General features: G+C 73.2%; 11 protein-coding genes and 2 tRNA genes. 5 read left to right on the top strand and 8 right to left on the bottom strand.

All coding sequences use genetic code 11. The features are described from left to right. Positions 1-79 precede the first annotated feature (79 nt). Positions 80-898, top strand: a complete 819-nt coding sequence (locus BH708_RS18725; protein WP_076810466.1) for an NlpC/P60 family protein — start codon at positions 80-82, stop codon at positions 896-898. Between the two features lie 502 nt (positions 899-1,400). Here the strand turns inward: BH708_RS18725 and tig are convergent. Next, positions 1,401-2,924, bottom strand: coding sequence for a trigger factor (gene tig / locus BH708_RS18720; RefSeq protein WP_076810465.1), 1,524 nt, complete (start codon positions 2,922-2,924; stop codon positions 1,401-1,403). Positions 2,925-3,012: 88 nt separating this feature from the next. Further along, a tRNA-Pro gene (locus tag BH708_RS18715) sits at positions 3,013-3,086 on the bottom strand. Between the two features lie 137 nt (positions 3,087-3,223). Here BH708_RS18715 and BH708_RS18710 point away from each other — a divergent pair. Next, a tRNA-Gly gene (locus BH708_RS18710) sits at positions 3,224-3,297 on the top strand. 19 nt (positions 3,298-3,316) lie between these two features. On the opposite strand, the gene BH708_RS18705 is transcribed toward BH708_RS18710, so the two are convergent. From BH708_RS18705 to BH708_RS20185, 3 genes are all read right to left on the bottom strand, one after another. Then, the gene (locus BH708_RS18705) at positions 3,317-3,490 is read right to left on the bottom strand and encodes a hypothetical protein (RefSeq protein WP_253705586.1); all 174 of its coding nucleotides are present in this window, start codon (positions 3,488-3,490) and stop codon (positions 3,317-3,319) included. A gap of 81 nt (positions 3,491-3,571) precedes the next feature. Beyond that, a complete protein-coding gene (locus BH708_RS18700; RefSeq protein ID WP_076810464.1) occupies positions 3,572-4,006 on the bottom strand; it encodes a VOC family protein in 435 nt (144 codons plus the stop codon). A 10-nt stretch (positions 4,007-4,016) separates the two neighbouring features. Beyond that, positions 4,017-4,454, bottom strand: coding sequence for a helix-turn-helix transcriptional regulator (locus BH708_RS20185; protein WP_253705585.1), 438 nt, complete (start codon positions 4,452-4,454; stop codon positions 4,017-4,019). A 1,015-nt stretch (positions 4,455-5,469) separates the two neighbouring features. Here BH708_RS20185 and BH708_RS18690 point away from each other — a divergent pair. The 3 genes from BH708_RS18690 to BH708_RS18680 all read left to right on the top strand — a co-directional run bounded on the left by BH708_RS18690 (position 5,470) and on the right by BH708_RS18680 (position 8,926). After that, positions 5,470-7,041, top strand: coding sequence for an Ada metal-binding domain-containing protein (locus BH708_RS18690; protein ID WP_076810462.1), 1,572 nt, complete (start codon positions 5,470-5,472; stop codon positions 7,039-7,041). A gap of 91 nt (positions 7,042-7,132) precedes the next feature. Further along, on the top strand, positions 7,133-7,702 hold the full coding sequence (locus BH708_RS18685) for a methylated-DNA--[protein]-cysteine S-methyltransferase (protein WP_083713805.1): 570 nt from the start codon (positions 7,133-7,135) through the stop codon (positions 7,700-7,702). Between the two features lie 12 nt (positions 7,703-7,714). Next, complete coding sequence (locus BH708_RS18680; protein ID WP_076810461.1) at positions 7,715-8,926, top strand: PLP-dependent aminotransferase family protein; 1,212 nt, start codon at positions 7,715-7,717, stop codon at positions 8,924-8,926. An 85-nt stretch (positions 8,927-9,011) separates the two neighbouring features. Here BH708_RS18680 and BH708_RS18675 read toward each other — a convergent pair whose 3' ends face one another. Genes BH708_RS18675 through BH708_RS18665 form a run of 3 tightly spaced genes read right to left on the bottom strand, consistent with a single transcriptional unit; the run spans position 9,012 to position 11,921 of the window. Further along, on the bottom strand, positions 9,012-9,719 hold the full coding sequence (locus tag BH708_RS18675; protein ID WP_076810460.1) for a bifunctional 2-polyprenyl-6-hydroxyphenol methylase/3-demethylubiquinol 3-O-methyltransferase UbiG: 708 nt from the start codon (positions 9,717-9,719) through the stop codon (positions 9,012-9,014). A gap of 19 nt (positions 9,720-9,738) precedes the next feature. Further along, positions 9,739-11,253, bottom strand: coding sequence for a hypothetical protein (locus BH708_RS18670; RefSeq protein WP_076810459.1), 1,515 nt, complete (start codon positions 11,251-11,253; stop codon positions 9,739-9,741). Then, complete coding sequence (locus BH708_RS18665; protein WP_076810458.1) at positions 11,250-11,921, bottom strand: ATP-binding cassette domain-containing protein; 672 nt, start codon at positions 11,919-11,921, stop codon at positions 11,250-11,252. Before BH708_RS18665 ends, BH708_RS18670 begins: the two co-directional genes overlap by 4 nt. Positions 11,922-12,179 lie beyond the last annotated feature (258 nt).

The following is a 12,179-nucleotide window of genomic DNA, read 5'->3' as shown; positions in this document are numbered from 1 at the left end:
CCCCGACAGCGGTGGTCATTCACCAAGCAGGTAGTCCCTGGCCTCCCGCGCCGGGAACGGAAGGAACGATCCGCACATCATGGCCCAGCACAATACGCACCGCACCATCGGACGCGCCCAGCTCCCGACCCACCACGCCCAGCGCGCAGCCCGCGGCTTCGGCGGCGCCGCCGTCCTCGGTGGCGTCCTGGTCGGGACCGCGTTCGCGGGCTCCGCCGCGCAGGCCGCTCCGGCCACCTCCCCCGCTCCTGCGGCCCCCTCGGCACAGACCGCCCCGGCCGCGCCGGCCACCCCGGTCGCGACGTCCCAGCTGGACACCAGCGAGAAGCTGCGCTGGGGCTCCGAGGGCTCCACCGTGGTGGACCTGCAGGACGAGCTGAACGACCACGGCGCCAGCCTCGCCGAGGACGGCATCTTCGGCCCCCGCACCTTCTCCGCGGTCAAGGACTACCAGGCCTCCAACGGCCTGCAGGTCGACGGCGTGGTCGGTCCGGAGACCTTCGGCTCCCTCAACGGCAGCTCCTCCGTCCCCTCCGGCGGCACCTCGGCCCCGGCCCCGGCCTCCTCGAGCGCCGGCTCCATCGTGGACTCCGCCCGGTCCGCCATCGGCACCCCGTACAGCTGGGGCGGCACGAGCCTCAGCGGCATGGACTGCTCCGGCCTGGTCACCTACGCCTACGAGGCGGCCGGCATCGACATCCCGCGCACCAGCGGCGCCATCGCCGACGGCGGCCGCTCGATCTCGCAGTCCGAGGCCCAGCCCGGCGACATCGTCGCCTGGCCCGGCCACGTCGCGATCTACGCCGGCGACGGCCAGATCATCGACGCTTCCGGCTCCAAGCAGGTGGTCGTCGAGCGCGGTCTCTGGGGCAACCCCAGCTTCGTGACCTACCGCTGATCCGCCCAGCACAGGTCGACGAGGGCCCGGTCTCCGCATGGAGACCGGGCCTTCGTGCATGCCGCGGCGGCCTCGAACCCGGTCACGGTGCGTCGGACCCCACCTCGCACGAGCCGGCGGCATGGGCGGCGTCCTCGTGTCGGCGGGGTCTCGTGGCGGGGACATCGCCGCCGGTGTCGACGACCAGGGCACCTCACGCACCACCACCGCGAGCAGTGACGCTGCTGTGCACGCGACGCCGCAGCCTCGACCATTGCTCAGTTGTCGCTCCGTAGCCCCGGAAGCGACGCGAACGCGACGGTGGGCTCGCCGAGTACGCGACTGCAGCGGCCGACACTGCTGATCCGGCTCCTGACACGGCGGCCCGCGCCCCAGCCCTCGCCCTCGCCCTCGCCCTCGCCCTCGATGCTCCAACTCCCCCGCGCATGCCGACGGACCGCCGCCCCGCGAGGGGGCGACGGCCCGTCGATGATTCACCCGGCGTCGGGGCCGGGCACGAGGATCACGCCTCGGTGTCGTCAGCCTTCTCGGCATCGGCCTTCTTCGCCGGAGCCTTCTTGGCCGGCTTCTCCTCGGTGTCGGCCTTCTTCGCCGGAGCCTTCTTGGCCGAAGCCTTCTTGGCCGGGGCCTTCTTGGCCGGCTTCTCCTCGGCGGCGGGCTCCTCGGCCTGCTCGGCCGTGGCCGGCGCGTCGGCCTGCTCGGCCTCGGCCGCAGCCTCGTCGGATTCGGGCGCGTCCGTGGACGCCTCCTCCTCCGGGGCTTCAAGGCCCAGGTCCAGCGTCTCGCCGGCGGCGTTCTTCACGATGACGTCCGCCAGGACGACCTCGAGTGCCTTGGAGCGCTGCACCTCGCCGAAGATCTGCTCGAGCTGGCCGGACTGGGCCAGCATCTGCAGCAGCTGGTTCTGCTCGACGCCGTACTGCGCCGACAGCTGCGTCATGTAGTTCATGAGATCGTCCTGCTCGACGCTGACCTCGCGGGTCGCGTTGATCTCGTCCAACAGGAACTGGGCGCGGACGGCCTTGGTGGTCTCCTCGCGGATCTCCTCGCCGTGGGGGTCGCCCTCCTCCTTGCCCTCGTTCTCGAGGTGAGCGTTGATCTCGTCCTGGACCAGCTGCTCGGGCACGGGGATCTCGAGCTCGTCGAGGAGCTTCTCGAGCAGGGCGTTGCGGGCCAGGGCCACGCGGTTGCCCTCGGCGTCGGCGGCGGCCTGGGCGCGCAGGTCGTCCTTGAGCTCGTCGACGGTGTCGAACTCGGAGGCCATCTCGGCGAACTCGTCGTCGGCCTCGGGCAGCTCGCGCACCTTGACGGACTGCGCGGTGACCTTGACCTCGGCCTCCTCGCCGGCGCGATCGCCACCGGCGAGCTTCGAGGTGAAGGTGGTGGTCTCCTCGGCGGAGAGGCCGATCAGGGCCTCGTCCAGCCCCTCGAGCATGTTGCCCTCACCGATCTGGTAGGACACCCCTTCGACGGTCTCGATCTCCTCGCCCTCGATGGTGGCGACGAGATCGAGCGAGACGAAGTCCCGGTCCTCGGCGGGGCGGTCCACGCCCACCAGGGTGCCGAATCGCTCGCGCAGCTCGGTCAGACGCACCTCGACGGCATCGTCGTCGACGGTGGGCTCCTCGATCTCGACCTCGAGGGTCGAGAACTCGGGCAGGTCGATCTCGGGGCGCACGTCCTGCTCGACGACGAAGACGAGATTCCCCTCGGAGGAGCCGTCCAGGCCCGGGATCTCGCTGACCTCGACCTCAGGACGGCCCACGGGCTTGATCTCGGCCTCGGCGGCGGCCTGCTGGTAGTAGTCGGGAAGCGCGTCGTTGACGGCCTCCTGCATGATCGCGGGGCGACCGAAACGCTGCTCGACCAGGCGGGAGGGGACCTTGCCCTTGCGGAAGCCGGGGATCTGCACCTGGTCGGCGATCTTCTTCGTGGCGGTCTCGACGGCCGGCTGCAGCTCGTCGAAGGGCACCTCGACGGTGAGCTTCACCCGGGTGGGGCTGAGCTTCTCGGACTCGGTCTTCACTGGTCAGGTCTCCCTGTGGATGGTCGGTCTATGGTCTGTTCTCACGGACGCCTCGGAGCTCGCACACGGTGGCGACCCGGAGACGGAGTCGGGGTGACAGGATTTGAACCTGCGACTTCCCGCTCCCAAAGCGGGTGCTCTACCAAGCTGAGCTACACCCCGGAGGGCAACCCAGGGGATATTACCCGTTCCCCCTGCCGCGCGCCTGAATCGCGCAGGCACCCTGTGAGCAGACCCATGTCTGCTGGCCCACTGCGGATGTGCCATCGCGTCGCTGATCTGGTTCAATGGTGCGGTCCGCGGGCGTAGCTCAATGGTAGAGCCTCAGTCTTCCAAACTGATTACGCGGGTTCGATTCCCGTCGCCCGCTCCAGCGCGAGAGCCGCGGCCCCTCATCGGGGTCGCGGCTCTTCTGCGTCGGGCCCCCTCGGGGTGCGGCTCATTCCAGGGTCCCGTCGCGGAGCGCCCGGAGCACGGCCTGGGTGCGATCGCGCCCCGGTCTTCTGCAGGATCGTCGAGGAGTGCTTCTTGACCGTCCCCTCCGCCAGGTGCGGGAGTCCCGCGATCTCCCGATCGCCGTACCCCTCGGCGATCAGACGCAGGACGTCCAGCTCCCGCTCGGTCAGCCGGCCGTTCGTGCCGGAGGATCAGGCGTTCTGCTGGATGCGCAGGAGATTGCCGGCGGGGTCGCGGACGGCGCAGTCGCGCAGACCGTAGTCCTGGTCGATGGGCTCCTGGACGATGTCGGCTCGGGCCGCTTCGAGGGCGGCGAAGGTCGCGTCGAGGTCGTCGGCGGCGAGGTTCACCCCGAAGTAGGAGCCCTTGGCGATCAGCCCCGCCAGCATCGCGTTCTCCTCGGGGGTGATCCCGTTGCCCTCGAACAGCGGGTGCAGCACGATCGCGGTGTCCTGCCCGGCCGGACCGACGGTGATCCACCGCATCCGTCCGCCGCCGACGTCGAGCCGCACCTCGAATCCGAGCACGTCGCGGTAGAAGGCGAGAGAGGCGTCGGCGTCGGTGTGAGGCAGGAAGCTGGAGTGGATCGAGCAGGCGGTGGCGGCGGAGCGGGGTGTCTGTGTCATACCCCGGAATCTAGACCCCGCCCGGCGGCGCCGCTTCTCGATTCCTGATCGGTCTGGTCACGCGCCGTGCGATGCACGGCGGCATCGAGTCCAGCACCTCGGCGCCCCGGACTCGGTAGGCCGACGGCGAGACCCCGAGCAGCTCCTTGAAGCGGGTGCTGAAGGTGCCCAGCGAGGAGAAGCCGACGGCCGTGCAGATGTCTGTGACGGAGCGGTCGGTGTGCCGCAGCAGGGCCATCGCCCGTTCGATCCGCCGGGTCATGAGGTAGGAGTACGGCGACTCCCCGTACTCCTCCCGGAAGCGGCGGCTGAGGTGCCCGCCGGAGAGGTGCACGGAGCGCGCGAGCATCTCGACATCCCACGGCTGGGCGTGGTCGCGGTCGATCCGGTCCCGCACCCTCCGCAGCAGCACGAGGTCCGGGGCCGGGCCCGGCAGGACGGATCTCACGGCGTCCGACGGAGCGGGAACCGCGGCAGGGATCGGCGCGGAGGCCGCAGCGGAGACCGGCGTCCTCGCGCGCACCAGGACGGTCTCCCCGTCCTCCCCGGCCACGGATCCGCATTCCGCGTAGGCACGGACCCGGCCGGCGGCGGCGAGCGCGGGCGGTGCCTGGTCGCGATGCATCTCGATCAGCAGCACCCCGCCGGGGGCGAGCCAGCGCGGTGCCTCGGTCAGCAGGTGCCGGACCTGCTCGAGTCCGTCCCGCCCCGCGACGAGGGCGGAGATCGGCTCGTGCTCCCGCGCTTCGCGCGGCATCAGGTCCCACTGCCTGGCGGGAACGTACGGAGGGACGGCGACCAGGAGATCCACGGTGCCCTCGAGTGCCGTCGGCAGCGCGTCCAGACCGCTGCCGGGGTGCACCCCGGCCCCGGGCGGGAGGTTCGCGCGGGCGTGGACGAGCGGGCGGGGGTCGCAGTCGGACGCGTGCACGCGGGCGCCGGACACGCGCCGTCCGATCAGCGCGGCGACGGGGGCCACGCCGCAGTAGGCCTCGACGACGACGGGCCGACGCCGACGCCGCGCCTCGGCGATCCCCGCCTCGATCAGCAGCGCGGTGCGCTGGCGCGGCACGAAGTCCCCGGGGCCGACGGCCAGCTTCTCCCCGCAGATGTCGACGGTGCCGATCACGTGCTCGAGGAACTCCCCGGCCTCGCGGCGGGCGCACATCCGCTCCCGTTCCTGCGGATCCGAGGCGGCCTGCTCGAGGAGTTCCGCCTCCTGCTCGGCGAAGACGCAGCCGGCGCGTCGCAAACGCTCCACGAGGGCATCGTGCGACCCGGCCGTCGTCGGCCCCGGCGTCCCGAACGTCCCCATCGTCCTATTCTCCGTCCGCGGCCGTCCCTCGCGCCAGGTCGTCCGTGCACCGGCCGACGTGACCATGCCGACCGAGCTGACGGCGCCTCCCGGCCGCGCTGTCCGTTTCCCGCTGGTGCCGCAGGCCGCGACGCGGTTCACTGGATGCATGACCACGATGACCGATGACGAGCGCTATGCCGCTATCCGTGCCCGGGACACCCGTTTCGACGGGATGTTCTTCACCTGCGTGCGCTCCACCGGCATCTTCTGCCGCCCTTCCTGCCCGGCGCGCACGCCGCAGCGCGGCGGCGTCGACTTCGTGACCTCGGCCGCGGCGGCGGTCGCCGGCGGCTATCGCGCCTGCAAGCGCTGCGGGCCGTTGGCCCCGCCCGGGAGCCCCGACGACGATCCGCAGGGCTCACTGGCCGGCCGGGCGCTGCGACTGATCGACGCGGGCGCCCTCGACGACGGGGGGACGGTGCCCTCTCTCGCCCGTCATCTGGCGGTCTCGGAGCGGACCCTGCACAGGGCTCTGATCGCGGCCACCGGGGCCGGAGCCCTCGCCCATGCGCGCCTGCGCCGGGCCCGACGCGCCCGGGAGCTCGTCGTCGGCTCGACGCTGCCGCTGGCACGGATCGCGCATGCGGCCGGCTTCGGCAGCGAGCGCCAGTTCCACGAGACCTTCACCGAGGTCTTCGGCCACGCCCCCTCGGTGGTCCGCGAGCGAGACCGGGTGCACCGCGCACCCGACGGCGCGTCGGGCGCCGCGACCCCTGCGATCCGTGCGACGACCGCGAGCTCCTCCGCCCCTGCGGCCTCCGCGCACGTCGTGGACAGCGCCGAGGTCACGGCGCGTCTGGCCGTCCGTCGGCCCTTCGACGGCGCCGGCCTCGCCGGCTGGTTCGCCCACCGGGCCGTACCCGGCGTCGAGGAGGTCGCCGGCCTGGTCTGGACCCGGGCCGTGCAGCTGCCTCACGGGCCGGCCGTGGTGCAGGTCGATCTCGGTGCCGACGGGGCGCTGCCGGTCACGATGCGCCTGGCGGATCTGCGCGATCATGCCGCAGCGATCGCCCTGCTGCGACGACTGCTCGACCTCGACGCGGACCCCGTCGGCATCGACGCCGGGCTGACCGCCGCCCTGCCGGCTCTCGCCCCCGTGCTCACGGCGCGGCCGGGGGTGCGCCTGCCGGGCACGCCGAGCCTCGCCGAAGCACTGCTGTGGGCGATCACCGGACAGCAGATCACCACCGCGCAGGCTCGCGAGCAGATCAGCCGGGCCACGGATCTGCTGGGCGCCGCGCTGCCGGTGCCGCTGCATCTGGCCGGCGTGCACCGCGCGCCCGTGGATCCCGCCGCGGCGGCCGCCGCGGCGTCGCAGTGGTTCCGCGGGCCCCGCGCCCGCCGCGACACCCTGGTCTCCGCGGTCCCGGCGATCGCCGAGGACGAGCAGGGCCTGCCCCTGGCCGGGAGCGTCGACGAGCTGCGGGAGCGTCTGCTGGCGCTGCACGGCATCGGCCCCTGGACCGCGGACTACGTCCTGCTGCGCGGCGTCCGCGCGGTCGACGTCGCCCCGGCCCGGGACGCCGCCCTGCTCGGGGCGGCCCGCGATCTCGGCCTGGCCGACGACCACGCCGCCCTGCGCCGCGCGCTCGCGGCCGCCTCCCCGTGGCGCTCCTACGCCGCCGCCCATCTGTGGCAGCACCAGGCCTCGCTGCGCGGCGCGTCCGAGTCCCGCTGATGGGAGACGCCGCTGCTGCTCACCGACCGCACCCGACCCCTCTCCGACCGCATCCATCGCCCCTCTCCCGACCCCTGGAAGGATCCCCGAGATGACCTCGACGCCCACCCCGCCCCCGAACGCGACCCACCCGCACACGACCCACCCGCACGCCGGGGAGCCGCCCGCGCCGGGGCCGCGGCACCGCCGACTCCCCACCCCGCTGGGCACCTACGTGCTCGCCGCCGACGGCGATGCCGTCATCGGCATCTGGCGCGAGGAGCAGACCCATTTCCCGGCGCTCGAGCGGCTCGGGGAGCCTGCCGCGGCGACGGATCCTCTGCTGGACGCCGCCGAGGAGCAGCTGCTGGCCTACCTGGCCGGCGAACGCGAGGAGTTCGATCTGCCGCTGGCCCCGCGCGGCACCGCGTTCCAGCAGGCCGTCTGGGCGCGATTGCTGGCGATCCCGCGCGGCACCACCACCACCTACGGCCGGATCGCCCAGGAGCTCGACCGTCCTCGAGCGGCCCAGGCGGTGGGGGCGGCGGTCGGCTCGAACCCCCTCTCGATCGTGGTGCCGTGCCACCGGGTGCTGGGGACCAGCGGGTCGCTGACCGGCTACGCGGGCGGGATCGAGACGAAACAGGCACTGCTGGTCCTCGAGGGTGCCTTGAGCGCGTGACACGATAGGCCGATGACCATGCCCCTTCCCTCCGAGCCGTACCGCTTCCCCGTCGCCGCCCGTTACGCGGGCATGGAGTCCTCGCCGCTGAAGGACATCTTCGCCCTCGCCGCCCGCGAGGACGTCGTCTCCTTCGCCGGGGGGATCCCGGACCCGGAGCTGTTCGACCTCGAGGACGTCGCCGCCTGCTACGACTGGGTGCTGACCCACCAGGGCCACCGGGCCCTGCAGTACGGGGTCAGCGAGGGTGAGGCGGAGCTGCGCGAACAGGCCGCCCGTCGGCTCTCGCGGGATCTGCCCACCGACGCCTCCCAGATCCGGGTCACCTCCGGCTCGCAGGAGGGGCTCTTCGTCGTCGCCGAGGCCATGCTGGAGCCGGGTGACGTGGTGCTCGTGGAGTCCCCCACCTATCTCGCGGCCGTCCAGGCCTTCGCGGTGCACGGCGCCCGCATGATCGGCGTCGACACGGACGACGACGGCGTGGTGCCCGAAGCGCTCGAGGAGGCGATCCGCACCCATCACCCGCGGATGGTGTACCTGATCCCCACCTTCCAGAACCCCACGGGGCGCACGATGCCCGTCGCCCGGCGGCAGGCGGTCGCCGACGTCCTGCTGCGCACCGGCGTCCCCCTCGTGGAGGACGACCCGTACGGGGCGCTCAGCTTCACGGGCAGCACCTGGGCACCGATCGCGTCCCTGCCGGGGATGGGCGAGCGCACGCTGCTGCTGAACTCCATGAGCAAGCTGATGAGCCCCGGCGTGCGTATCGGCTGGATCCGCGCCGAGGGTTCGATCCTCGACACCCTCGCCGTCGCCAAGGCCGCGATCTCGATGCAGTCCTCCGTGGTGGACCAGCTGACGGTGGCCCGCTACCTGGCCACCGCCGATCTCGACGCGCACATCGCGCGGGTCAGCGCGGTCTATCGCGAACGGCGCGATGCGATGGCGTCCGCGATCGCGCCGGTGCTGCCGGACGGTGCCCATCTGACCCGTCCCGACGGCGGCATGTTCCTGTGGGCCGCGCTCGGCGAGGGCTACGACGCCCAACGGATGCTCGCCGAGGCGGTCGCCGCCGGTGTCGCCTACCTGCCGGGCTGGTCCTTCTACGCCGACCAGGCCGATCTCTCGACCATGCGCCTGAGCTTCGTGACGCACTCCCCCGCGGTCATCGCGGATGCGGTCGCGCGCCTCGGACAGGTCATCGCCCAGCACCGACGGCACTGACGCGCCGGGGCATCCCGGGAGGTGGCGCCCGCTCCGCGCAGGCCCATCCCCCACACGAGGGATCACCCTCGCGTCGTCAGCGACCTCATGACTCCGGTGCGCTCGTCCCGGGCTTCTGCCAGCGCAGGGTCACGCGGAACCCTTCCCGCCGCCGGATGACCGCGCCGGGCAGCTGGGCCGCGGCCTGCTCGCGCAGCTCGGCGATCGACCACGCCGGGTCCCGGATCGGCTGCGGTCTCTCAGGGCCCGGCTCACGCACCGCCTGCGGGTGCTTGACCAGTCCGATCAGTGGATTGGTCAGCGCGCTCACGACGTCCCAGGCCTGGTCGGGCGCGCCCACGGGCATGGTCAGCGTGACCACCAGCAGTCGCCCGCCGGGGCGCAGGAGCTGTCGGGCCTCGGCGAGCGCGGCATCGAGCGGCATGTGGTGCAGCGAGGCGATCATCGTGATCGCGTCGTAGCTCTCGACGAGCTCGGGACGCGCGGCATGCTCGCTGAGGGTGCGACGGCGGACGCGCACGTGCGGGACGTCCTGGAAACGGGTGGCGGCGAGGTAGGCCATCTCCTGATCGGCGTCGATCCCGTCGACCTCTCCCGCGGTCCCGGCCAGGGCGGCCAGCAGCTCCCCGCGTCCGCACCCGACGTCGAGCACCCGGGCGGTCGGCCTCGGCAGCGCGCCCAGGACCCAGGGATGGAAGTGGTCGTTGTGGTTCCACGGATGTCGGGCGTTCAGGGTCCCCAGGGCGCGCCCCGCCCAGCGGATCAGAGGGTTCGGCGTGGTGCGGATGTCCATCTGTCAGGTCCTTCCCTCGTCACGAGCGCAGGGAGCGCAGGCGCCCCCGGGTCATCAGGATCATCAGCGCGGTCAGGGCGCCGGCGGCCCCCAGCGTCCAGGCCGCGCCGAGCGGGCCGACGGCCACCAGGACGGCCCCGCCCGCAAGGGCCAGCAGGACCGCATCGGACTGCCAGGCGAACATGGTGACCACCGACAGGTCCCCCTGCGCCGTGGGCATCGGGGTGCTGAGCGCGAGCGGCATCGGTCCCTTGGCGGCATCCCGGGCTCGGCCCGCGACGAGCACCGGCGCCATCACCACGGGCAGGAGAACGGCCCCGAGCGCGGCTCTCGTCCCGTCGGCCGCCAGGAGCCCCACCGCGCCGCCGCCGACGGCCCCGAGCACGATCAGCGCCAGCAGCGGGGCGATCGCATGCAGCAGGACCTGACCTCCGGCGGATTGGCCGAAAAGCTGCGGTGCCCCGAGCGTGTGCACGCCATGGCGCATGCCGTCCACGAAGGCCCCGCTCGCGGACCACAGAACGAGGGAGCCGACGAGCACCACGAACCACGCCGGCGGCCCGGTCAGGAGCGTGGCCCCGGCGAGGGCAGCCCCGGCCGCCAGCGCGCCGAGCACGCCGGTCGCCAGCCGGTCCGGGCTGCGCAGCCAGGCGATCGCGTCGCGTCGGGCGTACAGCACCGCCAGCGGGCCCGGACCGACCGCCCGCAGACGGCGACCTGTGCTGGGCAGGGCTCGTAGAAGCCCCGCGGCGCCGGCCACGTCCATGCTGGTCGCCGCCGTGGTCGCCGAGTCCCAGCGGATCGCCTGCTCCCGGAGCACGGCTCCGCGCAGCCGATCCAGCAGCGGCACGGACGCCCCGATGGCGAGGGCCCCGAGCGCCAGCGGGCCTCCGGCCCAGACCCCCGCGTGCCCCTCGGACGTCGGGTACGCTCCCCCGATTCCGAGGCCGGTGGGGAGCAGCGCTGCCGCGACCGCGGCAGCGGCGAGGACCCCGGCGAGGAGACGACGCGCGGCGTCGCCCAGCAGCTGGCCGAGCAACCAGACCACCAACAGCAGCAGGCCGGTCCCGGCGGCCGCCAGCACGAACCGGATCACGGCCCCGGTGCCCACGTGTCCGGCGGTGGCCAGGATGGCACCGATCAGCGCGGCGGGGACGATCATGGCCAGCACCAGCGCGGCCAGGGCCCGGGCGACGGGGCGCCAGAGCACCCGGCGGCGCGGGATCCCGCTCGCGGCCAGCGTCGCGGTGAAGAACGGCGAGAGCAGGGCCGGGCCGCGCACGGCACCGAGCAGCAGCAGCGTCGCTCCCCCGGCGAGGGCGAGCGCGGTGCTGATCTGCGGGGCCCGGTCCAGGAGCAGCACCGGCAGCACGTCGGGACGGGTCAGGGCGTCGGCCGCCGCCCGCAGGCCCGTGGTCCCGAAGATCAGCAGGCTGAGCACGGCCACGTACACCAGGTACAGCACGTCCGTCGTCGTCCGGGCTTCGGCGCGCTGCGCCCACACCTGCCGAACCGGACCGAGCGAACCGTTCACCGCTGCTCCTGAAGGTGCAGGCGGGAGTCGGTGAGCTCCTCGAGCAGACGGGGGCTGTGGCTGGCGAGCACGACGGCGCTGCCGGACTCGGCGCGGGACCGGATCGCCGCGATCACCAGGCCCAGGCGGTCGGCGTCCAGGCGCTGCTCGGGCTCATCCAGCAGCAGCACCCTGCAGGGGCGGGCCAGCGTGAGCGCGAGGGCGAGCAGCTGCGACTGCCCGCTGGAGAGCTCGTGGGGGAAGCGACCCCCGAGGTGGGATATCTGCAGCTCCTCGAGCAGCTGCCCTGCCCGGGCCCGGGCGGCCTTCGCCTCGGTGCCCCAGGTGGCGCCGATGAACTGCAGATGCTCGACGACGGTGAGATCGCGCGCGGTCTGCGGCGGCCCGATCAGCGCCGCCAGCGCCGTGCGGAAGGCCCGGTCGCGGTCATCGGGACGTCGGCCCTCGATGCGCACCGTGCCCTCGGTGGGCTCGAGCAGACCGGCGAGCACGCGCAGCAGCGTCGTCTTGCCGGACCCGTTGGCACCGGTCAGGGCCAGCACCTCCCCCGCCTCCGCACGACCGGTCGCCTCCCCCAGCAGCACGTTCTGGTCGAGGACGACGCCGACGCCCTCGAAGCGGACGGGTACGCGGTCCTTCGCCTCGGGGCGCGCTGCGGAGGTTCTCATCCCCTCATCATCCTCGCGGGGCCGCCCGCGGACCTCCGACTTCGGTCTGTTCCTCGCCGGCGGCCGTCGGCCTCCCGCAGCGGGTCCCGCCCGGGGACCGGGGCAGGTGTCCGCCCGGGGGCCGGGGCAGGTGTCCGCCCGTCGACCGGGCCATGTGATGCAACCGGAAACGTCACCCTCTAGATATCATGTCAGATCCATGAGATCATAGGACAGCGCTGTCGTAGGTGTTGCCACCCTGTTCCTGCAGGTCGAGCA

Source organism: Brachybacterium sp. P6-10-X1, from assembly GCF_001969445.1.
Lineage (GTDB): Bacteria > Actinomycetota > Actinomycetes > Actinomycetales > Dermabacteraceae > Brachybacterium.
Note: the sequence above shows the minus strand (reverse complement) of the source record. Positions and strands in the feature narration are given on the sequence as shown.

Coding starts and splice junctions, on each gene's coding strand:
- BH708_RS18725 (WP_076810466.1), top strand. CDS start 80: ATGGCCCAGCACAATACGCACCGCACCATCGGACGCGCCCAGCTCCCG.
- BH708_RS18690 (WP_076810462.1), top strand. CDS start 5,470: ATGACCACGATGACCGATGACGAGCGCTATGCCGCTATCCGTGCCCGG.
- BH708_RS18700 (WP_076810464.1), bottom strand. CDS start 4,006: ATGACACAGACACCCCGCTCCGCCGCCACCGCCTGCTCGATCCACTCC.
- BH708_RS18675 (WP_076810460.1), bottom strand. CDS start 9,719: ATGGACATCCGCACCACGCCGAACCCTCTGATCCGCTGGGCGGGGCGC.
- BH708_RS18685 (WP_083713805.1), top strand. CDS start 7,133: ATGACCTCGACGCCCACCCCGCCCCCGAACGCGACCCACCCGCACACG.
- BH708_RS18665 (WP_076810458.1), bottom strand. CDS start 11,921: ATGAGAACCTCCGCAGCGCGCCCCGAGGCGAAGGACCGCGTACCCGTC.
- BH708_RS18680 (WP_076810461.1), top strand. CDS start 7,715: ATGACCATGCCCCTTCCCTCCGAGCCGTACCGCTTCCCCGTCGCCGCC.